We start from the raw sequence: 21,765 nt of genomic DNA, 5'->3' as shown, positions 1-21,765 counted from the left end.
CTGCGACGGCCTGACCGGCCTACCCGACGCCGTCGCCCAGGTTTGGCCCGACACCATCGTCCAGACCTGCATCGTGCACCTGCTCCGCAACTCGTTCAGATATGCGTCCAAGAGGGACTGGCCCGCACTCGCCCGCGACCTCAAGCCCGTCTACACCGCCCCGACCGAGGCGGCCGCGCTCGACCGGTTCGCCGACTTCTCCGCGATCTGGGAGAAGAAATACCCCGCGATCATCCGGCTCTGGGAGAACGCCTGGGCCGAGTTCGTCCCGTTCCTGCGCTTCGACGCCGAGATCCGGACCGTCATCGCCACGACCAACGCGATCGAGTCGCTGAACTCCCGGTTCCGCCGCTCCGTCAAGGCCCGCGGCCACTTCCCCAACGAACAGGCCGCACTCAAGCACCTCTACCTCACCGTGACCAGCCTCGACCCCACCGGACGCGGCCGGGCAAAGTGGATGATCCGCTGGAAGGCACCGCTGAACGCCTTCGACCTCGCGTTCGACGGGCGCCTCACCGCCGGCCGAAAGTAGCAACTCAATAACAATCCGTTACACCGTTAACTTGACAGTCCCCAGCCGAATGCCAACCAGCGACGGCGGGGCTGTTGCGTTTGGGCGGAGTCGGGACGCGTTGGACCGTCGCTGGCTCGCTGGTCAGATGGCGTGAGCGAGTTCGGTGAACGCCGTCGCGAGCCGCAGCTGTGGGTCGGCGTCGGTGGCGAGTTCGTAGTGGCCGCGGCGAATGTTCTGGATCAGGGCGTGTCCAGTGCTGATCGTCTGGGCGGAGCGTAGGCGTTTGAGCCCGCGCATCGGCCGCAGCCGGGCCTTGAGCTGGGTTGGCTCAGACGGGATGTAGGACAGTCCCCACGCCTCCGTGACCAAGACGGCATCCGGACCGGGCGAGCCGCGTCCCCGTGCCCTCGGCAGACGGTCACCGTCAACGCCGCCTACGCGTTAGGAACGCCGCCTTCATTACACAGAGTCGCCGGAGTTGAATCGATGCTCACAGTGAGTACACCAGCCCACAGAGTCGTTACCAGAACGATCAGAAACCTTTATCGGTAAGAAACACGAGGTTCCCAACCTGACCTGAGAAGAACTTCTCAGATTGGGAGGTCGGATGAAGCTGGGGACATCGCGTCGCCGCCGGATGGCCGGCGCGCTACTGGGCGCGATCGGCATGATCGGTGTGATCGCCGGTTGCGGGAGCTCGTCCGGATCGACGACCTCGTCGAGCGCCGGTTCGGGCACGGTCAAGGTCAACATCTTCGAGGTCGCGCAAGCCGACGTCGTCACCACCCTGGAGACGGCGTTCAAGAAGGAGCTCACGGCCAAGCTGGCCGGACGGACGGTCAGCTACAGCGTCAGCAACGCGAACGGCGATCCGTCCCTGATCCAGAGCATCGCCCGCAACCTTTCCCGGTCCAATTCCTCGCTGATCGCGGTGATCGGCACTCCGGCCGTCATCGCCATGGCGCAGCAGGACAAGACGCATCCGATCATCGCGCTGGCGATGGGGGATCCGGTCGGCGGCAAGGTGGCCGACAGCCTGGACCGCCCCGGGCGCAATGTCACGGGCACTATCGACTTCGTCGACCCCGCCGAGCTCCTCGGCGAGCTGGCCAAGGTCACCCCGGCGCCGAGGCGGATCGGGACGATCTACGATCCGTCGAACGAGAACAGCCAGGTCTGGGTCGCGCAGCTGCGGACGGCGATCAAGGCGCGGCCCGGTCTCTCACTGGTCGAGGCAACCGTGGCGGGCGCCGGTGACGTGCAGAGCGCCGCCCGATCCCTGGTCGGCCGGACCGACACGATCCTCGTCGGACCCGATGCGGCCGTGGCGTCGGGCATCGCGGCGGTCGGCGCGGTCGCCCTGTCGAACAAGATCCCGCTGTACCTGACGTCGGGAGACGCGACCACGAGCGGGGTGCTGGCCACGCTGGGGCCGAGTTACGCAGACCTAGGTTCGCAGGGCGCCGACGTCGCCGTGAAGGTCCTCGACGGTGCCCAGCCGGCGGCTACCCCGTTCGGCCGGCCGGGTGCGCTCGAGTGGGACGTCAACCATTCGACGCTCGGCGCGCTCGAGGTCACCATGCCGTCCGCGGCGATGGGTTAGCCATGCGATTCCTCGTCACCGACACCCTGATCGCCGGTCTGCCGCTGCTGCCGGTCGTCATGGGCATCTACCTCGTCGTCCGCATCAGGCAGGACTTCGACCTCACCGTCGACGGCAGCTTCACTTTGGGCGGCGCGATCACCGCTGTGCTACTCAATCACGGACTGGGCGTGCCGCTGGCGATGCTCGTGGCCGTGGCCGGGGCCGCCGCCGCGGGGCTCGTCACGACCGGGCTRCACCTGGCGTTTCGCATCCCGGTCATTCTGGCCGGGCTGGTCATGAGCATCGGCATGACGACGCTGAACCTGCACGTGCTGGGACGGCCGTCGATCAGTCTGGACAGCGGCCGGACCCTGTTCGGTGGACTGATCGGCCTGGCTCCGGACGTTCAGGACTGGCTGACGATCGCGATCCTCGCCGCGTTCGCCGCCGTGTTCCTCGCCGCCGTCGGTTACCTGTTGCTCACCGAGATCGGTCTGGCGTTGCGGGCCACCGGGGTCAACCCCCGGATGGCCCGGGCTCAGGGCGTCGACGACCGGCGTTCGCTGGCGCTGTGCCTGGCGCTGGCCAACGCCAGCGCCGGATTGTCGGGCGCGCTGACCGTGCAGTCCCAGGGCTTCTCCGATTCGTCGACGGGCACGGGCACACTGCTGGCGGGTGTCGGCGCGGTGATGCTCGGTGAGCTGATCGCCCGGCCGGGCGGGGCGTCCCGGGTCGGCCGGGTGATCGCCGCCGTGGTCGCCGGCACGTTGCTGTACCGGTTGATCCTGGTCGGCGCGCTGCGGGCCGGGTTGCAGGCGACCGACCTGTCCGGCATCACCGCACTCACCCTGGTCGCGGCGGTCGCGCTCAACCGTTACCTGCCCGAGATCGGCCGAGCGCTGGGCCGGTTCGGCGCGGGCGGCCGTCTCGGCAGCCGGGCGGTGGCGTTGGACGGCCCGAGGACCGCCGCCGTGGCGGGTGGCCGGCCGGTGGCCGACGACGGTCCGACTGTCCCTCCTGCCCGCCAGCCCGCCGCCGCCGGGCGGGCCTCGGCCTCGGCGACGATGAAGGAGGCTGGCTGATGCTGAGGCTGGACGGAGTGCGCCTGGTCCACGGCGCGGGCACCCCGACGGAGGTCGTCGCGCTCGACCACGTCGACCTGGAGATCCCGGCTGGTCAGTTCGTCACCGTCGTCGGCAGCAACGGCGCCGGCAAGAGCAGCCTGGTCAACGTGGTGGCCGGGGTCTACCGGCCGACCCGGGGGCGGGTGCTGCTCGGCGGCCGGGACGTGACGCGGCTGGCGGTCCACGCCCGCGCCGGCGCGGTGGCCCGCGTCTTCGACGACCCACTCGCGGGCACCGCGCCCGATCTCTCCCTGGCCGACAACCTCGCTCTCGCCGCCGCCCGCGGCCGTCGGCGGCGGCTGTCGCCCGCGGTCACCCCGGGCCGGCGCTCGGGCATGCGCGAGGACCTCGCCGTGCTCGGCCTGGGCCTGGAGCGCCGCCTCGCCGACCCGGTGACGCTGCTGTCCGCAGGGCAGCGGCAGAGCGTGACGATGCTGATGGCCGGCCTACGGAAACCCAAGCTCCTGCTGCTCGATGAGCACCTGGCGGCGCTGGACCCCAGGACCCGTACGCGGGTCCTCGACCTCACCCTCCAGATGCACGAACGACTGGGCTGCGCCTCGATGATGATCACGCACAGCATGCGCCACGCGATCGAGGTCGGCGACCGGCTGTTGGTGATGTCGCGCGGCCGGGTCATCTACGACGTGGCCGGGCCCGCTAAGACGGCGCTGACGCCGTCCGACCTGGTCGACATCGTGTCCGGGCTCGGGGACGCCCCGTCGGACCGGCAGCTGCTCGCGGGGTGATCGGGCCAGCCGACAGAGATCGAGCTCTACCGAAGCGGCGGCCGGGACGCAGGCCGTCCGCGCGGCGACGTCCTGATCGCCCGGCACGGCCGCCGATCAGACAGGAGTGGAGTGGAGTGACACGTGACAGCCACTGACGCCTCGACCCAGGCCGCGGTCCCGCCGGCGCGGCCCGCCCGGCCGCGGGACGCGACGGCCCCGACCGGGACCGACCCGAGCCCGTTCGTCTCCTTCACCTCAGCCGACCGGTTCGCCACGGTCGGGGAGATCTACGAGGAGGCCCGTCGCGCGCTGCCCCCGCAGGTGTGGGACTTCCTCGACGGTGGTTCGGGCGGCGAGCAGACGCTGCGGGCCAACCTGTCGTCGTTCGAGCAGTGGGCGGTGCTGCCACGGCTGATGACCGGGGCCGGCGAGCCGGACCTGGCCCGCACCTTCCTCGGCATCGAGCTGTCGATGCCGGTGCTCACCAGCCCGTTCGGCGCCGACCGGCTGATGCACCGGGACGGCCAGCTCGCCGTCGCCCGGGCGAACGCCAAGGCCGGCGTGGCCTCGATCGTGCCGGAGGCCGGGTCGTACTCCTGGGAGGAGGTGGCGACGGCGGCGCCGGGCGCCGCGCGGATGGCCCAGCTGCACCCGATGGGCAACCCGGCGAACTTCGCCGCGATGCTGCGCCGGGCCGCCGCCGCGGGTTTCAGCGCGCTCTGCCTGACGCTGGACTGCCCGACGGCCGGCTGGCGCGAGCGCAACATGCGCAACCGGTTCGACGTGGCCGTCGACGTGGTCAGCGGCAACTACCCGCACGCCGGTCCGGCCGACCTGGCCGACACCCTCGGCCAACTGTTCGTCCGCCGGGAGCCGATCTGGACCTGGGACGAGCTCGCCGGGCGGATGGCGGACTCGCCGCTGCCCTGGATGGCCAAGGGCATCCTCACCGGTTCCGATGCCGAGGCGGCCGTGCGGGCCGGAGCCGCCGCGGTGCTGGTCAGCAACCACGGCGGCCGGCAGCTCGACACGGTGCCCGCGGCCCTCGACCAGCTTCCGGAGGTCGTCGCGGCGGTCAGCGGTCGGGTGCCCATCGCGCTGGACTCGGGGATCCGCCGCGGGAGCGACGTCGTCAAGGCACTGGCGCTCGGCGCCGACGTCGTCGTCATCGGCCGCGCCGCGGCGATGGCGCTCGCGGCCGGCGGCGAGGAAGGCGTCGGCCGGCTGCACGAACTGCTACGCGAGGAGATCTCGACGACCATCAAGCTTCTCGGAGCAAGCGGCGTCGACGAGCTGACCGACACGATGATCAGACCGTCGGCGGCGTCGCGATGGTGATCGGCGCGAGGACCGGATCCGTCGACCGGCCACGCTCGACCAGGACGACCGTGCCGCTGCCGCCCGGGCTCGCCGGCCTGGCCCCGATCAGCGCCGCGGTGCGGGTCGATGACCTGGTCGTGCTCTCGGGCTGCGTCGCCCTGGACCCGGCGACCGGCCGGCCGCGCGGCAGCACGACGGTGAGCCAGGCGCGCGACATCTTCGGCCAGATCGCCGAGGTCCTGGACCGGGCGGGTGGCCGCCTCGCCGACGTGGTGCGCTGCGTGTGCTACCTGACCGAGGCCGCCGCCGCGCCGGAGCTCGACGTCGCGTTCCGGGAGGCCTTCCCGGTCGACCCGCCGGCCCGGACGACCGTGGTCTGCGGGCTGGTGCGGCCCGGCCTGCTGGTGGAGATCGAGGCGACGGCCGTGCTCGGCTGAGCGCCGGGGCGGCCGGGTAGCCGAGTGCTACTCGGCCGCCCCGGCGGGCCGGCCGAGGGCGCGCAGCACGCTGCCGGTCAGCTCGGCCGCGATGCGCGCGGACGGCCAGCTCAGGCTGTCGTGCAGATCGACGACCACCCGCTCGTCGAACACGGTCACCCAGATGAGCACCCCGTACTCGGCGGGCCCGGGAGGAATGAAACCGGCCTCGGTCAGCGCGGCCAGCAGCGGCGCGAGCGCCCCGAACAGCCGGCCGATCACCGGGTCGTCCGCGCGCAGCCGCTGCAGGAAACCGCGGGAGGACCGGACGTGCACCACGGCCGGCCCCCAGCTCACGGCCTCGCGGACCCACAGCTCGCACACGGCGACGAAACGGCGCAGCACATCCGGCGCGGCCGGCACCGCCTCCATGTGGCTGACCAGGGTCTCCACGAGCTGCGTGTAATAGGCGTCAAGGGCCGCGTCCACGTCCGGGAAATGTCGATAGGCAGTGGCGGTCGACACACCGGCCTCGGCCGCGAGATCCACGAGGCTGAACCGCCCGCCGTGTTTCGCGAGCAATCGCTCGGCCGCATCCAGAAGATCCCGCCGGCTCGCCAGGTAATCCCGCCTGATCCGGCGGCTGCCCGGTTCCTCGCCGCGGATCGAACCGCTCGCCRTAGGCGTGTGAACCACCCTTTCCATCGTCCAGTCCCGCCGAAACGAGGCAGAAATATGCACCAAGTGTAACATGCCGATATAGAATGTTAACATTCCTTCGCTTGACACTCGGCGGCCGCCGTCCGCACCATAAATGAAAAGACATTCTCAGTTCGTTGGTCCGATTCTCGTTCGGTCAACGCCGAACCGCGGCACGCAATAGGCGCCTGCGGTGAACGCTCCGTTGTCGTGCTCATATTCGCGACGACCCACCCCTGGTAATCCCCATTCCCCCACCGGCTCCCAGCGAAGGAATTGCTATGTGCGCCTCCCTTTCGCCACAGCCCGCTCCCTCGGCGGCCCCCGCCGCGCCGCCGCCCGCGACCATCGGCCCGGTGGCCGACATCTTCTCCTCCTACGTGGCCGCCAGCGCGATCTCAGCCGCCGTCGAGCTCGGCCTGTTCGACACGCTCGCCGACGGCGGCACCTGTCGGGCAGACGACCTGCGCCGTGGCGGCGAGCCGGTGTCGCCCTGGGTCGCGCGCGCCCTGCTCAACGCGCTGGCCTGGGCCGGCATCGTCGAGCTGGACACCTCGGACCCGGCCCTGCTGGTCCGGCCCGGTCCGCGCTTCGCCGACGCGTACGAACTGCGTGGCTACTTCTACTGGCTGGTGCGCGGCAACGGCGAGGTGTTCACCTACGCGGCCGACCTGGCGCCCGACCGGGACGAGGTCACCTATCACCGCGACATGCGCGCGGTGGCCCTCAGCTCCCGGCTCATGGGCAACGGCGAGGTCGAGCCGCTGTTCGACCGCGTCCTGGGCGGCCTCGAGCTCACCCGGGTCGCCGACCTGGGCTGCGGCTCGGGTGGGCGCCTGGTCCGGATCATGAAGCGGAATCCCGGGGTGACCGGGGTGGGCATCGACCTCGCCCCCGCCTCGGTCGAGCTGGCGGGGCAGGTCATCGCGGCCGAGGGCCTGGCCGACCGGCTCAGCGTGCGCCAGGGCGACGTCCACCGGCTCACCCCCGCCGACGACCTGTCCGACGTCGACGTCGTCACCTGCGTGTTCATGGGCCACGACTTCTGGCCGCGCGAGTCGTGCGTGCGGGTGCTGACCAACCTGCGGATCGCCTTCCCGAACCTTCGGACGATGCTGCTCTGCGACGTTGTCCGGTCCGAGGACACGCCCGGGYCGGACACGCCCATCTTCCGGCTCGGCTTCGAGGCCGCCCACGCGCTCATGCACACCTACCTGCCGACCGAGGCCGAGTGGGGCGAGGCATTCGCCGAGGCCGGCTGGACGCCCCGCGCGGCCCACCACACCGTCGCCCCACCCGGCGGCGTCCTGTTCGAGCTCGTCCCGGTCGCGCCGGCCGGCGCCGCCTCCGTGGACGTCGTGCAGGCCGTCACCGAGACCGTGTCGGCCGCGCGGTGACCACCGTCAGCCGGCCGGCCAGGGTGGTCCCGGACGCGGACGCCCTCGCCGAGCTGGCCGCCGGGCTCGCGGGCACGGTGTCGACCCGGCCCGCCGACCTCGACACCCACGGCCGCGACGAGAACCACCTGGACAGCATCCCGCCGCGAGCGGTGGTGTTCGCCGAGACCCGTGACGACGTCGTCACCACGATGCGATGGTCCGCCCGCCACGACGTGGCGCTCATCCCGTTCGGTACCGGCACCAGCGCCGAGGGCCATGTGGTGCCACTCGGCGGCGAGGTGAGCCTCGACGTCTCCCGGATGAACCGGCTTGTCGCGCTGTGCCCGGAGGACTTCCGCGCGGTCGTCCAGCCGGGCCTGACCAGGAACGGGCTCAACTCCCGGGCGAGGGAGTTCGGGTTGACGTTTCCCGTCGACCCGGGCGCGGACGCGAGCCTCGGCGGGATGGCGGCGACCAACGCCAGCGGCACGACCACGATCCGCTACGGCGGCATGCGGGCCAACACTCTGGCCCTGGAGGTCGTGCTGGCCAGCGGTGAGGTGCTGCGGCTGGGCCGGCCGGTCCGCAAGTCGAGCAGCGGCTACGACCTGCGCGACCTGTTCATCGGCTCGGCGGGCACCTTGGGCGTCATCACCGAACTCACCGTCGCGCTGCACCCCGTACCCGAGGAGATCGCGGTTCTGCGGGCGTTCTTCCCCGACGTCGCCGCCGCGGTGGCCGGCGCCTTCGCCGCGGTCGGGACCGGGCTGCCCATCGCCCGCCTCGAGCTGCTCGACGAGATCACCGCCGGCCTGCTCGCCCAGGACGTGCCCGGCCTGGTCCCGGACGCCCCTGCCCTGTTCGTCGAACTGCACAGCTCCACCGCGGCCGGCCTGGCCACCGAGCTGGACATCGCCCGCCGAGTCCTGCTCGACGCCGGCGCGAGCACGGTCGGCACGGCGACCGCGCAGGCGGAGCGGGAGGCCATCTGGGAAGCACGCCACCGCCTGTACTGGTCGATCCGCCGGGCCTTCCCCGGCCGGCGATACCTGATCACTGACACGGCTGTGCCGCTGTCGGCGATCGTCGAGCACGCGCAGGTGATCAGCGAGCTGCGCGCCGATCTCGGGCTGGACGTGGTCACCACCGGTCACGTCGGCGACGGCAACATCCACACCGTCGTCGCGGTCGCCGAGGGCCAGGACGCCCCCGCCGCGCTGTTCTCGGACCAGCTGGTCCGCCACGCGCTGCGCGTCGGCGGCACCTGCACCGGCGAGCACGGCATCGGCCTGAGCAAGCGCCAGTACCTGACCGCCGAGCACGGCGACGCGGCCCTGTGGATGGCCCGTATCAAGGACCTGTTCGACCCGGCCAACGTGCTCAATCCAGGGAAGGTCGTCGGGCCCGACCTGCTGTCGGACGCGCTGGCGGCCCGCTAGTCGCCCGAAGGCCTCACCCAATAGCCGGGGCCGCCCCCGGCGGCACCGGCGGCGTCGACCCGTCCCGCGCGTGGAGACCTCCAGGAGTCGGCCGTGACCACCACACTCGATCCCGCCCCAGCCGCGTCCGTCGCCTACCTCGGACCGGCGGGTACCTTCACCCACCGCACCGTGCTGGCCGATCCGGCCCTGGCCGCGCTGCGGCACGTCCCCTGCGCCGACCCCGACGAACTCATGGCCCGGCTCAGCGACGGCTCGGTCACCTACGGCGTGCTGGCCTGGGAGAACTCGGTCGCCGGCCTGGTCGGGCCGACGGCCGACCTGCTCGCCGGCCTGGGCACCGGAAAGGCCGTGGACCCGTCCGAACGAAGCCAGGTCCGCCTGCACCGCGACGTCGTCATCCCGGTCCGGTTCCAGCTCGTCGGCCGGCACGGTGCCAGCCCCGAGGCACTGCGCACGGTCTCCTCACATCCGCACGCGCTCGACCAATGCCGTGCCTGGCTGGCCGAGCACGCCCCGCGGTCCAGCCTGGTCCCGACCCCGTCCACGACGGCCGCGCTCGAGCTCGCCCTGGGCGACCCGACCGGCCGAACCGCCGCGGTCACGCCAAAGGCGGGCCTCGCCGCCCCGCGGCTCAGCGTTCTGGCCGACGACATTGGGGAGACCGCCACAGCGGAGACCCGGTTCGTCGTCCTCGGCCGCGACGAGCCGGCCCGCACCGGACGCGAGCGGACGGTCATCGCCTGCTTCCAGCGGCGCGACCGGCCCGGATCGCTGATGACCGTCCTCGAACCGTTCGCCCGCGCCGGCATCGACCTGCTCCGGATCGAATCCCGGCCGACCCGCGACGGGCTGGGCCGCTTCTACTTCCTCATCGAGTGGCACGGCCATCCCGACGACCCGCCGCCACGGGCCGTGCTGCGCGAGCTGGCCGAGCACGGCGTCCGGGTCCGCGTCCTCGGCACCTTCGACGAGCCCGCCCCGAGCCGCCCCACGCCCAGCCGGCCCACGCCCAGCCGGCCCAGGAAGGCCGGGTGACCAAGGTGGACGCATCCCCGGGCTCGTTGGGACCGCGGCGCCTGGGGCGTGCTGCTGATCATCAGCCTTCTCTCCGGGCGACTCGTCGAACGGTTCGGCCCCCGCACGCCGGCCCGCGGCGTCGCGTTGCTCGGCGGCATCGTCGCCGGCTCCCACTCGGTCGCCGCGGGCACGCGGGTCGGACTGGCCGTGGCCGCGGCCGCCTACCTGCTGGCCGCGCTGGTCTGCGGGGCGCTGCCAGGCCGGCTGGCCCCGCCGAGACCGGCAGTCACGAACGACGACGAAGGAGACACACCATGCGCTTGAAGACCGGCCGCACCTGCTCTCGGGACGTGCCGCGGTGACCGCCGGCGAACTCGACGCGCGACCGCACCCGGCACCTAGCCGGTCTTGGCCGACCGGCCTCKACCTGCTCGGCCCCGAGACCCCGGACATCTCCACGATCGACTCGGTGACTGAGGGTCGCGAGATCATCGACGAGCTCGACGACCTGATCCGCGACGTGATCGTGCTGCGGCGTCGGGTGGCCTGGCGGATACAGAAGCTGCGGATGACCGCCGGCGGAGGGCGGATCGAGATGACCCGCGAGTACGAGGTCACCCGCAGATTCCTGGACGCGCTCGGCCCAGCCGGCAGCGAGGTCGCGGTGGCGTTGCTTCTGCTGTGCCGGGGACCGGCCCCGTCGGTCGACGTCCGTCCGTCCACCGAACATGACTAGGCGCGATGATGATCAGATGGCTTGCCACCCGGTCGCACCGTCCGTGCCGCGCTCGCCGCTGGGATGGCCGGGATGGACGCAACACCGGGGAGATCGCGCCGGCCCGAACGGTGCCACGCCGGCCATGGTCGGTCAGCCGGTGAGCCTGCGGACGCCCAGCACAGCGGCGGCGACCGCCGTGGGCGGGAACGCTGGCGCCAACCAGTCCGTGGCTGGACGCTGGAGCCGCCGGGACTGGTCGGTGCTGCTCGTCACCTGCGTCGGGCTGTTCGTCACCCAGCTGGATCTGACCGTCGTCAACGTGGCGGTCGGCGCGATCGGTCGCCGGCTGCACGCGTCCACCGGCGCGGTCACCTGGGTGGTCGACGGGTATTTCGTGACGTTCGCCGCGTTCATGATCGGTTTTGGCGACGTCGGCGACCTGTTCGGGCGCAGGCGGGTCTTCCTGGCCGGGCTGGCCGGCTTCGCGGCCGCGTCGACTGGTTGCGCGGCCGCGCCCGGAGTCGGCTGGCTGATCCTGTTCCGCACCTTGCAGGGCGTCGCCGGCGCTGCCGTCCTCGTGTCTTCGCTCGCCATCCTCACTGACGCCTTCGACGGGACCGACCGCACCCGCGCGATCGGCGTGTGGTCGGCCGTGGCCGGCATCGCCCTGGTCGTCGGTCCACTCGTCGGTGGTCTGGTCGTGGACGGACTGGGGTGGCGGTGGATCTTCTGGATCAACGTGCCGATCTCGTTCGTGAGCATCGCGGCCGGGCGCAGGGTGCTGCGCGAGTCGCGTCGCGGCGGCCACGACCGCCACCTCGACCGCGGCGGCCAGATCCTCGCCGTGCTCATGCTGGGCGCCCTGGCCTGGGGGCTGTCCGAGGCAGCCGCGGAGCCCGGGTCGGTCATCGGATGGCTGGCGCTCGGCGCCTCGGTCCTGCTCGCGGCGGGATTCGTCGCGGTGGAGCGCCGGTGCGCGACGCCACTCGTGCCACTGTCGGTGTTCCGTTCGCGAACCTTCCGGGGCGCCAACCTCGCCTCGCTGCTGGTCAACTTCGCGACTCTCGGCCTGCTTTACCTGCTCAGCCTCGATTTCGAGCATGTGGACGGCCGGTCAGCCACCGCTACGGGCGTCCGCATCGCTCCGCTGTTCGCGGCCTATGCCGCCGTCAGCATGCTCGCCGGGCGGATCGCCGACCGGTTCGGCCAACGCGTCCCGGGGACGCTTGGCGGCTTGGCCGCCGGTACGGGTGTCGCGCTCGTCGCAGCCGACCGGGCGTCGGGAGTCGCTGCCACCGCCGGTCTGGTGCTCGCGGGCGTGGGCATCGGGCTGGCGCTGCCGGCGGTGGTGTCGACCGCGGTCGCGGCCGTCCCGGGAGCGCGGGCCGGCCTAGGGTCCGGGCTGAACAACACCGCCCGCCAGATCGGCGGAACCCTCGGCATCGCGCTGCTCGGCGGAGTAGTCGCGGGCGCGGGAAGTGAGCGGGCGGGTATCGGCCGAGCGCTCATCGCGGTGGCGRCCGCCTATACCGTCGCGGCCGCCCTCGCGGCTTCGACCCTGCGGCGCCCGGCCCCCGTTCGGGGCGGCCCCGCGCACGTCCCGAGCCCCGGTGGTAGCGACGGTCATCACGGAAGGCAGCAGCCATGATCGTGCTAGTTCTGTGCCGCGACCGGACCGGCACCCAGGAACTCCGCCGCGCGATCAGGCCCGCGCACCTCGAGTACATGATGGCCGCCCGGTCGAGGCTGGTCTTCGGTGGCCCGCTGACCGCCGAGGACGGGCTCGCCATCGGTGCGGTGTTCGCCCTGCGAGTGGCCACTACGTCCGAAGCCTCGCGGTTCCTCGCGGGCGAGCCCTACCACCGGGCCGGGGTGTTCGAGTCCGTCGTCGTCCATCCCATGCGACAGATGGTTCCCGAGGACCCACCCGGGCTGCTCGACGCCGAGCTGGACCGGGCTCGGGCGGCGGCAGCCGACGCCACCATGTCGTCCTAGGCGCCGCCCGGAGCCGAAACCGCGTGCTGTTCATTGCGGCAGCCACGGAGCGGACAACACCGTTCCGCTCGAGCCTCCTCGGCTATCCGCGAATAGCGCCTTTCCCGCGTTAACTGACACGCCAGCGTCGCCGACGCCGCTGGGCTAGCAGAGCCCATTTCCTTGCCGCGGAAACGCGGCTATAGCGACCTGGAGAAAAGGCCATGACATCTTCTATCGACGTCGGCAAACCATCCCTGGCGGCTCGGCTCGATCGCCTGCCGGTTGGCAGGATCCACCTCGTCGCGGTCATCTGCGTCGGGCTCGGGTTCTTCTTCGACACCTACGAGGTGTTTCTGGCCGGCACGTTGTCGGTCGTGCTGAAGGAGAGATTCGGATTCGGAGGGGATGCGCTCAAGCTTCTGCTGGCCAGTGCCTTCGTGGGCCAGTTTGCCGGCGCGCTGGTACTCGGCCGGCTGGCCGACCGCATCGGCCGCCGCAACTCGTTCTTGCTGAACCTGCTCATCTACTCGGTGTTCTCGCTGGTCGGCGGACTGGCGCCGAACGTCGAGGTCCTCGTCGGCGCACGGTTCCTGGCCGGGATGGGGCTGGGGGCTGAGCTCACGCTCGGCGACTCCTACCTGTCCGATCTGCTGCCACCGCGGGTGCGCGGCCGGCTCATTGCCGTCGCGTACACGATCGGCTTCCTTGGCGTCCCGGCCGCCGGGTTTCTCGGCCGCGGGCTCGTGGCGCGCAGTCCGGTCGGCGTCGACGGATGGCGCTGGATGTTCTTCCTCGGCGCTCTCGGCGCCGTGCTGGTGTGGGCGCTGCGGCGGGTGCTGCCCGAGTCGCCGCGCTGGCTGGAGTCGGTCGGGCGGCATGAGGAGGCCGACCGCATCGTCACCGCGTGGGAGACCGACGCCGTCCGGCGTGGGCACGCCCTTTCCGAACCGGTCCCCGTCCCGGCCCCGACGGCGCCTCCCGAGACAGCACTGCGGCGCCCGCCGTTCCGTGTGTTGTTCACCGGGCCGTTCCTGCGGCGCACCGTGATGGCTTGGATCATGAATGTGATGTCGGCGATCGGCTACTACGGATTCGGCACGATCGCGACCCTGGTGCTGGTCGCGAAGGGCTACACGGTGCTTACCTCGCTGAGCTTCCTCGCCCTCACCTATGTTGGCTATCCGCTCGGCTCACTGCTGTCGCTGCCAGTGATCGAACGCTTCGAGCGCCGTGCCGTCGTGGCGGTCTCGGCCAGTGGAATGGCCGTCACCGGGCTGCTGTTCGGGTTCGCCGGCTCCGGCACCACCGTGGTTTTGTGGGGAACGCTGTTTACATTGATCAGCAACGTCTACTCCAATGGTTACCACGTCTTTACGGCCGAGCTGTACCCGACCGCGGTGCGTGCCACGGCGGTCGGCGCGGCGTACGCGCTGAGCCGGCTCGTCACCGCCGCGCTGCCCTTCGTCCTCATCCCCGTCCTCGACCACGCCGGGTCGGGAGCCGTGTTCACCGTGGTCGCCGCCGCCCTGGTCATCCTGGCCCTCGACGTCCTCGCGCTCGGGCCACGCACCACGGGACTGCCGGTGGACCAGGCCGCCGCTCTGCCCCAACGGCGGCCAGCGCCAGCACCCACCGCGCGCGAACTGACACCGGCCCTGGAACTGGACCAGCCCGGTGGGCCGCGGCATGCCTGACGGCGCGACCCCGGCAGCCCCGGTCGCGGCCGCCGGGATCGCCGCGGTCGCCGCGGGCGAGCGCGCCCCCCGTTCCGCGGCCGACGTCGCCGTGGCCATCTGCGCCGACCTGCTGCGGATCGACACCTCCAACTACGGCACCGACGACGGCCCGGGCGAGCGCACCGCCGCGGAATACTGCGCGACCGTTCTGGCCGACGCGGGCCTGCCTGTCGAGATCATCGAACCCCGCCCCCGACGCACCACGGTCATGGCGCGTTGGCCCGGACTGGACCGAACACGGCCACCGCTCCTCATCCACGCCCACACCGACGTCGTCCCGGCGGAACCGGCCATCTGGAGCAGGCACCCGTTCGGCGCCGAGCTGGCGGACGGATGCCTGTGGGGTCGCGGTGCGGTCGACATGAAGTACTTCGTGGCCCAGGTGCTTGCGGTGATCCGGGCCTGGTCAGGCAGCGGGCAGCGGCCGGCCCGTGACGTCGTGCTCGCCTTCGTCGCCGACGAGGAGAACGGCGGCCGACTGGGCGCGCGGTGGCTGGTCGAGCATCATCGCGACCTACTGGACGACTGCACCGAGGCCATCGGAGAGGTCGGCGGGTACTCGGCGCGGCTGCCCACCGGGCAACGACTGTATTTCATCGAGACCGCGCAGAAGGGCGTCCTCTGGTTCGAGGTCACCGCGCGCGGTCCCGCCGGGCACGCATCGATGATCAATGACGGTAACAGCGTGGTGAACCTAGCCGAGGTCGTCGCCCGCATCGGCCGGCACGAGTTCCCGTATCGCCTCACCCCGACCACGCGCGCCCTGCTGCAGACCGTCGCCGACTGCGTCGGCGAACCGTTCGATCCGGTTGACCCAGAAGCGTTGCTGCACCACCTCGGCCCGGCCGCCCGCATGATCGCTTCGTCACTGCGCGACGTCGCCTCGCCGACCGAGTTGGCCGCGGGCGGAAAGACGAACGTCATACCGCCGCACGCCACAGCGCGGTTTGACTGCCGGTTCCTGCCCGGCTCCGAAGAAGCCTGCGCGGCGCGCATGCGCGAGCTGATCGGGCCGGGCGTCGACCACCAGATCGTCTACCGCGCCATCGCGGTGGAGACCGAATTCAGCGGGCCTGTCAGCGAGGCGATCACGCAGGCAGTCATCGCCACCGATCCCGGCGCAATCACCGTTCCCTACCTCCTGCCCGCGGGCAGCGACGCCAAGCACTTCAGCCAGCTCGGCATCAACTGTTTCGGATTCGCTCCACTGCAATTGCCCGACGGTTTCGACTTCCCCGCGGCCTTCCACGGCGTGGACGAGCGTGTGCCGGTCGACGCGATCCGCGCCGGAGTCGCCATCCTGGAACGATTCCTGCAGTTGTGCTGAATCAGGCTCCCGGGAGGAGGACCTCGTGGCGACGTTGTTGCGTCGAAGCGGACCGAGGCGTGGTACGGGCCGGCGAGTCTGTTGCACCGGCCGGGGCCATCTGTTCAGGAACAAGAAAACAAAGATCGAAAATCGATCAGGCGAGGATCGTCGAGAAACGTGTTCGATCTTCTGGACGACGAGTGGTGCGGGTTCGGGCGCGCCGGTGGGTGCCCGAAATCGGGTCCGGTCAGGCTGCCTGCAGGTATTCGTGGATGAGGCCGCCGCGCCGGTCTCCCGGAAACCACTCCACCGGCACACCCGCAGCCGCCAGAACCCGCCCAGCCGAACCCGCATCCGGGAACACCCTCGCGAACTCCGCGACCCCACCCGCCGACAAGCCACCCACCGGCAGCCACCCCCGTCACCGACCAGCCACCAGCCGTGGCAGACCAGTGACCCAAATGAACATCATCCCACCGGAACGGAACGACGGCCGCGCACCCCAGGCAGTGCACACGGATCTCTACGACGCAGTGACGAGCATCACAATCGATCAGTCCAACTAGATGAGCAATTTCGGTTCCTCGCCTCATCGCAAGAAATCGCTAGTGCTCCAGGGAGCATCGCCCCGAGGTTCGCCCCGTAGCGCCCGTCGGCACGCGATCAACTGCCATCAAGATCGACTAACGCCGCTTCGGCCTGGATCGTGGCGGGATGGTTCTCGCCAAGCACCCTCCGCCGACGCGCGACCACCTCCGCTCGCAGCACCCGCGCGGCCGCAGCGTCGCCCAGGCGAGAGAGAGTCACCGCGAGGTTCGCCACAGCACCAATCGTGTGCGGGTGATCCTCACCAAGCACCCGCTGCCGCCACGAGAGCACGTCCTCATCCAGCGCCCGAGCAGCCGGATGATCCCCCTGCGCCCGCAACGTCGCCGCCAGATCCGACGCGGCGGTGACCGTGTCCTCGTCACTGCCGGGGGCGGCGCGCCCTGGCTTCCGCGCCGAGCTGGCCGCCCGGACGCTCACCCGGGAAGGGCGGGGCGAGGGGGGTGCCGGCGCAGCGGCGGCGGCCGGAGAGCCTGGGCCGCGTCCGAAGCGAGATCCCCGGTTCGCGCGCGCGCCCACGCAACCAGCCCGACGACGTCGATGCCATGCGGCGCGGCGGCCGCGTACGGGGCGATGGCGTCAACCGACCGCGACAGCAGCGCCACCGCGCTCCTAGCGTTGCCGCGCGCCGCGTGGGTGAGGCCGACCGCGAACTGAGCCAATCCCCGCCACAATGCGCGCTCGTCGGGTGGCGCGGTCTTCCAGGTGTTTTCCAGGACCTCGTGGGCGTGGAACGGCATTCCCGCATCGAGCAGCCGCTGCGCCGCCGTCAAGGCCTCATCCGGCGAGTACCCCACGACTTCGGACTGCCACACGACCCCCTCGGCGCCTCGTGGCAGCGGTCTGCCCAGCCCGTCGCGCGGCCGCGCGTTCCGCGCCCGGCCGCCGTCGTCGCGATCTCGTTCAGGCCTTGGTATGGGGTGCGTCATCGCGCGCGGCCCGTCGAGTCCTCCAACAAACGCACACCCACCATGCTCGCAGACGGCGCGGGGGAACCCCTACGACGACGTGTACCGTGCGTGCGCGGTCGTCGACGTCAGACCAAGCTTGCGAGACGAGGAGACGCTGGGCCGGGGTAGTTGGGGCACATCGTCCGAGCAGGCGTCAGCCCAAAGCGTCGGTGATCGGCGCGTCCGTCCCCATCGTCACGATCAGCTTCCGGTTGGCGAACTCCTTGATGCCGAGGTGAGACAGCTCTCGGCCATAGCCGGACCGCTTGATGCCGCCGAAGGGCAGTTCCGGCTCGGAGGACGTCGGATGGTTGATCCACACCATCCCGCTCTCGATCCGGCTGGCGACTGCACGCGCCCGGGAGATGTCGCTGCTGAATACCGCACCGCCGAGACCGTAAGGCGAGTCGTTCGCCAAGGAGACCGCCTCGTCATCGTCTTGTACCCGATAGACGACCGCGATCGGTCCAAACAGCTCTTCGCGAAAGGCGCGCATCTTCGGCGTCACGCCGACGAGGACCGTGGGTTGCACGAACGCTCCGGGGTGGTCGGCGTGCCCGCCGCCGACGACCGCGGTCGCTCCCTTGTCCAGCGCGTCGCGGACCTGGTCCACCAGCGTCTGGGCGGCCTGCTCGGAGCACACTGGTGCCAGCGTGGTGGCCTCGTCAACGGGGTCGCCCGGAACCAGCTTGAGCATCCGTTCGGCCAGCGCGGTCACGAACCGGTCGAATACCTCGGATACCACGATCACCCGCTTGGCGCTGACGCAGCTTTGCCCCATGTTGTGCAGGCGGCCGACCAGGGCCGCTTCGACGGTGCGGTCGAGGTTGTTGTCATCGAGCACGATGAACGGGTCGCTGCCGCTCTCGGCCTCCTCGACGTTCCGAACACATGCGCACTTACGGCTAGCACGGAAAAAAGCCGAATGTGTACCCTCGGCGCGACCTAGCTTGGTTTACCCGGTGGTCTTGGTGGTAGTCGGACAGGACGTGGCCAGTCGACGTGTACGGGTCGATGAAGTGGGTAGCATCGGCCAATATTCGGGGCTTCGAGCCTGGTGCGTTCGGTCTAACACGAGACGGATGTCCGTCATTGGCAACGTATGTCATCTGGCCGGGTTTCGGATTGCTGCCGAGATGCGGTGCTGGATGTCGCGAACTGCCGAAGTCCGGTAGCGGCACAGCGACAGGGACCAAGGACGGCCGCGGTTGCCGGCTCCCGAGACCGCCCCGCGGCACACCCGCATCGGAGAAGCCCATGACGATTACGGACACAGTCGGAGTCACCGAGTCTCCGGATAGCTACGGCGCGTATCCGCGGCTGTCGGCCGGCCAGATCGAGACCCTCGCGACCCGGGGCGACCATCGGGACGTCGCGCCCGGCGAAGTGTTGATCCGGGAGGGCGAACCGAGCGATCGGTTCGTGGTCATCCTGCGGGGTTCGGTGCAGGTGATCACGGGCTATGGCAGCGACGAGCCCCGGCGGCTCCTTGTCCACGGAGCTGGGCGTTTCCTCGGGGAGCTCGGCCTCCTGGCCGGGCAGGCGTCCTTCTACACCGCCGTCGCCGGCGGGGGCACCAGGGTCCTCGTCGTGCCCGTGGAGCAGCTCGCGGAGCTCCTGCAGTGCGACACCCGGCTCGGTGACCTGATCGTGCGGGCCTTCTTCATCCGGCGAGAGATACTCGTCGGCCTCGATGCGGGTTTCCGGATTATTGGCTCCCGCTACAGCGCGGACACGCGACGGCTGCGCGAGTTCGCGGCCCGAAACCGCCTGCCACACCGGTACGTCGACCTCGAGGAGGACACCGACGCGGAGGAGGCCCTGCGCTCTCTCGGCCTGACTCCCGAGGACACACCAGTCGTGATCTGGCGGGATGGAAAAGTCCTGCGCAACCCGAGCAACGCGCGGCTGGCGCAGGCGATCGGGCTGACGACCCCGCGCCCGGACAGTGGGGTTCGGGATCTGCTCGTGATCGGAGCGGGACCAGCCGGGCTCGCCGCCGCCGTCTATGGCGCCGCGGACGGCCTGACCACCACCGCGTTCGACGCGACCGCCACCGGAGGCCAGGCGGCGACGTCCTCCCGGATCGAGAACTACCTCGGGTTTCCCGCCGGGATCTCGGGGGCGGAACTCGCCGAGCGGGCCGCTATCCAGGCACGCCGGTTCGGTGCCGAGATCAACCTACCGGCCGAGGCCGTGTCGCTGGTACCGGACGGCGAGCTGCAGGCCGCGTCGCTGGATCTCGACGGCCAGCGGGTTGAGATCGTCAGCCGGACCGTCGTTATCGCCACCGGCGCCCGCTACCGCGAACTGGACGTGCCCGGTATCAGCGAGCTCGCAGCAACCAGCGTGTGCTACGCGGCCACCTTCATGGAAGCCCGACAGTGCGCCCGTCACCCCGTCGCCGTCGTGGGCGGCGGCAACTCGGCCGGGCAGGCCGCCGTCTTTCTCGCGGGGGTTGCGCCGCGCGTGTACCTGCTGGCCCGCGAATACGATCTCCATCAGAAGATGTCGAAGTACCTGGTGGACCGGATCAGCCGTCATCCGCGGATCGTTGTCCGCACTCATACCGGCCTGCAGCGCGCAGAGGGAGACGGCTGCCTGGAAGCGCTCGTCCTGGAGGACCTCCACACCGGCGAGCACGAGTCGATAGCCGTCCACATGCTCTTCGTGTTCATCGGCGCGCGGCCCCACACCGACTGGCTGGGCGACATCGTCGCGCTGGACGCCGACGGATTCGTCCTGACCGGAACCGACGCCGTCTCGGCCCCCCGGGGCGACCACTCGCGGCGTCTCGGCCGCCCGCCACACCCTCTGGAAACCAGCCGACCGGGGGTGTTCGCCGCCGGAGACGTCCGACACGGCGCCACCCGAAGGGTCGGCTCCGCCGTCGGCGACGGTGCCGCCGCCATTCAGATGCTCCACGACCACCTCCAGCGGACCGGAAGCGCGGCGCGCTGACGACAGGTCTCCAGGCGGATGCCGGCGGCCCAGCAGCGCACCGACCCCGCCGGCCGGCGATCCCCCGGCGGCCCATGGGCTCGGGCAGCTCTTTGCTGTGGTGCGCTCTACGCATGGGCTCAAAGACTCCGGTCGTCAAGGGCGGCGAGCGCGGCGAGGGTCTCGCGGGCGAGCTCGAGGTCCTCGCGGGGTTCGATGACCAGCACGGGGACGGGGGCGTCCGGCGCGCTTACCGGTCCATCGGCGTCGAGCCGGTCGCGGATGGGAGGCCGGACACCGAGGATGCCCAGGCCCGCGCACACAGCGGTGCGGATCTCGGGCTGGTCCCAGCCGATCTCGCCGGTCAGGACAAGAGCGTCGAGGCGGTCGAGACTGGCGCTCGCCGCCGCGATCTCGCGACAGAGCCGGTGGCTGTAGTGATCGAGCGCCAGGCGCGCCGCCTCGTCGCCGGAGTCCGCGGCGACGACCAGGTCCCGGGTGTCGTCCGAGAGGCCGGACAGGCCGAGCAGGCCCGACCGATGGTAGAGGCCGTCGGTGACCTCCCGCAGGGTCAGCCGGTCGCCCTCGAGCAGCCACAGCAGCACACCCGGGTCGATCGCACCCGACCGGGTACACATCGGCACGCCATCCAACGGCGTCATCGACATCGACGTGTCGACACTGAGGCCGTCCCGGACCGCGGTCACCGACGCGCCACCCCCCAGGTGGGCCATGACGAGATGCAGTCCATCCGGCCGCCGACCCAGYAGGTCCCCGGTGCGCCGCAGCGCCCAGGCGTAGGAGAGCCCGTGGAAACCGAAACGGCGCAGGTGATACTTCTCCCGCCACGGGGCGGGCAGCGCCAGGGTGGCCGCGACCACCGGCAGCCCCCGGTGGAACGCGGAGTCCGGGCAGACCACGTGCGGCACGTCCGGCAGCCTGCGCCGCAGGTTGTCCAGCAGGTCGAGCGTGGGCGGCAGGTGAAGGGGCGCCAGACCGGCGACCGCCCTGACCTCGCGCAGCACCTCGTCGTCCACCAGAGAAGGCCTGGTCAGGGCCGGACCACCGTGCACCAGCCGGTAGCCCACGGCGCGCACCGGCCGCGATACGACCTCGCTGAGAAATGCGTCGACCGCCGCGGCCGCTGCCGGCGATCCGGGCGGCTGCTCGAGGTGGCGGCTGGCTACGACCCGATCTCCGGGCCCGGCCAGGACCAGCCGCAGGCTCGATGATCCCGGGTCACAGGCCAGGACGACCGGGTCCGGCGCGGTGGTCGGCGACCGCGTCGTGGCCATGGCAGAT

The 21,765-nt window shown here is 71.1% G+C and carries 20 protein-coding genes and 2 pseudogenes; 16 read left to right on the top strand and 6 right to left on the bottom strand.

The features are described from left to right. The coding region (locus tag BCD49_RS39370; protein ID WP_198939490.1) for an IS256 family transposase at window positions 1–532 on the top strand (532 nt) is incomplete at its 5' end. Between the two features lie 123 nt (window positions 533–655). On the opposite strand, the pseudogene BCD49_RS39365 reads toward BCD49_RS39370, so the two are convergent. Next, a pseudogene (locus tag BCD49_RS39365) lies at window positions 656–883 on the bottom strand (DDE-type integrase/transposase/recombinase); the annotation flags it as partial. 238 nt (window positions 884–1,121) lie between these two features. Here BCD49_RS39365 and BCD49_RS39360 point away from each other — a divergent pair. From BCD49_RS39360 to BCD49_RS39340, 5 genes are all read left to right on the top strand, one after another. Further along, a complete protein-coding gene (locus tag BCD49_RS39360) occupies window positions 1,122–2,117 on the top strand; it encodes an ABC transporter substrate-binding protein (RefSeq protein WP_007515386.1) in 996 nt (331 codons plus the stop codon). A gap of 2 nt (window positions 2,118–2,119) precedes the next feature. Further along, window positions 2,120–3,181, top strand: a complete 1,062-nt coding sequence (locus BCD49_RS39355) for an ABC transporter permease subunit (RefSeq protein ID WP_007515387.1) — start codon at window positions 2,120–2,122, stop codon at window positions 3,179–3,181. Further along, window positions 3,181–3,972, top strand: coding sequence for an ABC transporter ATP-binding protein (locus tag BCD49_RS39350; RefSeq protein ID WP_007515388.1), 792 nt, complete (start codon window positions 3,181–3,183; stop codon window positions 3,970–3,972). The genes BCD49_RS39355 and BCD49_RS39350 overlap by 1 nt, the downstream gene beginning before the upstream one ends. Before the next feature lie 123 nt (window positions 3,973–4,095). Beyond that, a complete protein-coding gene (locus tag BCD49_RS39345; protein ID WP_007515389.1) occupies window positions 4,096–5,292 on the top strand; it encodes an alpha-hydroxy acid oxidase in 1,197 nt (398 codons plus the stop codon). Next, on the top strand, window positions 5,286–5,711 hold the full coding sequence (locus tag BCD49_RS39340) for a RidA family protein (protein ID WP_007515390.1): 426 nt from the start codon (window positions 5,286–5,288) through the stop codon (window positions 5,709–5,711). The genes BCD49_RS39345 and BCD49_RS39340 overlap by 7 nt, the downstream gene beginning before the upstream one ends. Window positions 5,712–5,738: 27 nt before the next feature. Here BCD49_RS39340 and BCD49_RS39335 read toward each other — a convergent pair whose 3' ends face one another. Further along, a complete protein-coding gene (locus BCD49_RS39335; protein WP_071042528.1) occupies window positions 5,739–6,395 on the bottom strand; it encodes a TetR/AcrR family transcriptional regulator in 657 nt (218 codons plus the stop codon). 275 nt (window positions 6,396–6,670) lie between these two features. On the opposite strand from BCD49_RS39335, the gene BCD49_RS39330 reads away from it, so the two are divergent. From BCD49_RS39330 to BCD49_RS39290, 9 genes are all read left to right on the top strand, one after another. Next, window positions 6,671–7,786: an SAM-dependent methyltransferase gene (locus BCD49_RS39330; RefSeq protein WP_071042527.1), complete on the top strand. Its 1,116-nt coding sequence runs from the start codon at window positions 6,671–6,673 to the stop codon at window positions 7,784–7,786. Further along, window positions 7,783–9,207 (top strand): FAD-binding oxidoreductase, encoded by a 1,425-nt coding sequence (locus BCD49_RS39325; protein WP_007515393.1) that lies wholly within the window; start codon window positions 7,783–7,785, stop codon window positions 9,205–9,207. The genes BCD49_RS39330 and BCD49_RS39325 overlap by 4 nt, the downstream gene beginning before the upstream one ends. Before the next feature lie 93 nt (window positions 9,208–9,300). Next, window positions 9,301–10,245 carry a prephenate dehydratase gene (locus BCD49_RS39320; RefSeq protein ID WP_007515394.1) on the top strand — a complete coding sequence of 315 codons (945 nt, stop codon included), beginning with the start codon at window positions 9,301–9,303 and terminating at the stop codon, window positions 10,243–10,245. A 48-nt stretch (window positions 10,246–10,293) separates the two neighbouring features. Further along, window positions 10,294–10,551, top strand: coding sequence for a hypothetical protein (locus tag BCD49_RS43890; protein ID WP_007515395.1), 258 nt, complete (start codon window positions 10,294–10,296; stop codon window positions 10,549–10,551). Between the two features lie 34 nt (window positions 10,552–10,585). Further along, entirely contained in the window at window positions 10,586–10,963 is a 378-nt protein-coding gene (locus tag BCD49_RS39310; RefSeq protein WP_071042526.1) for a chorismate mutase, read from the top strand. A 139-nt stretch (window positions 10,964–11,102) separates the two neighbouring features. Further along, window positions 11,103–12,593 (top strand): MFS transporter, encoded by a 1,491-nt coding sequence (locus tag BCD49_RS39305; RefSeq protein ID WP_071042529.1) that lies wholly within the window; start codon window positions 11,103–11,105, stop codon window positions 12,591–12,593. Further along, the gene (locus BCD49_RS39300) at window positions 12,590–12,940 is read left to right on the top strand and encodes a YciI family protein (protein WP_007515398.1); all 351 of its coding nucleotides are present in this window, start codon (window positions 12,590–12,592) and stop codon (window positions 12,938–12,940) included. The genes BCD49_RS39305 and BCD49_RS39300 overlap by 4 nt, the downstream gene beginning before the upstream one ends. A 203-nt stretch (window positions 12,941–13,143) precedes the next feature. Beyond that, entirely contained in the window at window positions 13,144–14,616 is a 1,473-nt protein-coding gene (locus BCD49_RS39295) for an MFS transporter (protein WP_007515399.1), read from the top strand. Beyond that, entirely contained in the window at window positions 14,609–15,985 is a 1,377-nt protein-coding gene (locus tag BCD49_RS39290) for a M20/M25/M40 family metallo-hydrolase (protein WP_007515400.1), read from the top strand. Before BCD49_RS39295 ends, BCD49_RS39290 begins: the two co-directional genes overlap by 8 nt. Window positions 15,986–16,630: 645 nt before the next feature. Here BCD49_RS39290 and BCD49_RS39285 read toward each other — a convergent pair. The 3 genes and pseudogenes from BCD49_RS39285 to BCD49_RS39275 form a co-directional block, all read right to left on the bottom strand. Next, window positions 16,631–16,993 (bottom strand): tetratricopeptide repeat protein, encoded by a 363-nt coding sequence (locus BCD49_RS39285; protein ID WP_007515401.1) that lies wholly within the window; start codon window positions 16,991–16,993, stop codon window positions 16,631–16,633. After that, window positions 16,990–17,388 carry a DUF309 domain-containing protein gene (locus BCD49_RS39280; RefSeq protein ID WP_007515402.1) on the bottom strand — a complete coding sequence of 133 codons (399 nt, stop codon included), beginning with the start codon at window positions 17,386–17,388 and terminating at the stop codon, window positions 16,990–16,992. Before BCD49_RS39280 ends, BCD49_RS39285 begins: the two co-directional genes overlap by 4 nt. 289 nt (window positions 17,389–17,677) lie before the next feature. Continuing rightward, window positions 17,678–18,385, bottom strand: a pseudogene (locus BCD49_RS39275) (aldehyde dehydrogenase family protein); the annotation flags it as partial. Window positions 18,386–18,780: 395 nt separating this feature from the next. On the opposite strand from BCD49_RS39275, the gene BCD49_RS39270 reads away from it, so the two are divergent. Further along, complete coding sequence (locus BCD49_RS39270) at window positions 18,781–20,484, top strand: FAD-dependent oxidoreductase (RefSeq protein WP_007515404.1); 1,704 nt, start codon at window positions 18,781–18,783, stop codon at window positions 20,482–20,484. Between the two features lie 119 nt (window positions 20,485–20,603). On the opposite strand, the gene BCD49_RS39265 is transcribed toward BCD49_RS39270, so the two are convergent. Then, the gene (locus tag BCD49_RS39265) at window positions 20,604–21,758 is read right to left on the bottom strand and encodes an acetate/propionate family kinase (RefSeq protein ID WP_007515405.1); all 1,155 of its coding nucleotides are present in this window, start codon (window positions 21,756–21,758) and stop codon (window positions 20,604–20,606) included. Window positions 21,759–21,765 lie beyond the last annotated feature (7 nt).

This window comes from Pseudofrankia sp. EUN1h, from assembly GCF_001854645.1.
Lineage (GTDB): Bacteria > Actinomycetota > Actinomycetes > Frankiales > Frankiaceae > Pseudofrankia > Pseudofrankia saprophytica.
Note: the sequence above shows the minus strand (reverse complement) of the source record. Positions and strands in the feature narration are given on the sequence as shown.

Coding starts and splice junctions, on each gene's coding strand:
- BCD49_RS39295 (WP_007515399.1), top strand. CDS start 13,144: ATGACATCTTCTATCGACGTCGGCAAACCATCCCTGGCGGCTCGGCTC.
- BCD49_RS39350 (WP_007515388.1), top strand. CDS start 3,181: ATGCTGAGGCTGGACGGAGTGCGCCTGGTCCACGGCGCGGGCACCCCG.
- BCD49_RS39300 (WP_007515398.1), top strand. CDS start 12,590: ATGATCGTGCTAGTTCTGTGCCGCGACCGGACCGGCACCCAGGAACTC.
- BCD49_RS39340 (WP_007515390.1), top strand. CDS start 5,286: ATGGTGATCGGCGCGAGGACCGGATCCGTCGACCGGCCACGCTCGACC.
- BCD49_RS39290 (WP_007515400.1), top strand. CDS start 14,609: ATGCCTGACGGCGCGACCCCGGCAGCCCCGGTCGCGGCCGCCGGGATC.
- BCD49_RS39270 (WP_007515404.1), top strand. CDS start 18,781: ATGACGATTACGGACACAGTCGGAGTCACCGAGTCTCCGGATAGCTAC.
- BCD49_RS39360 (WP_007515386.1), top strand. CDS start 1,122: ATGAAGCTGGGGACATCGCGTCGCCGCCGGATGGCCGGCGCGCTACTG.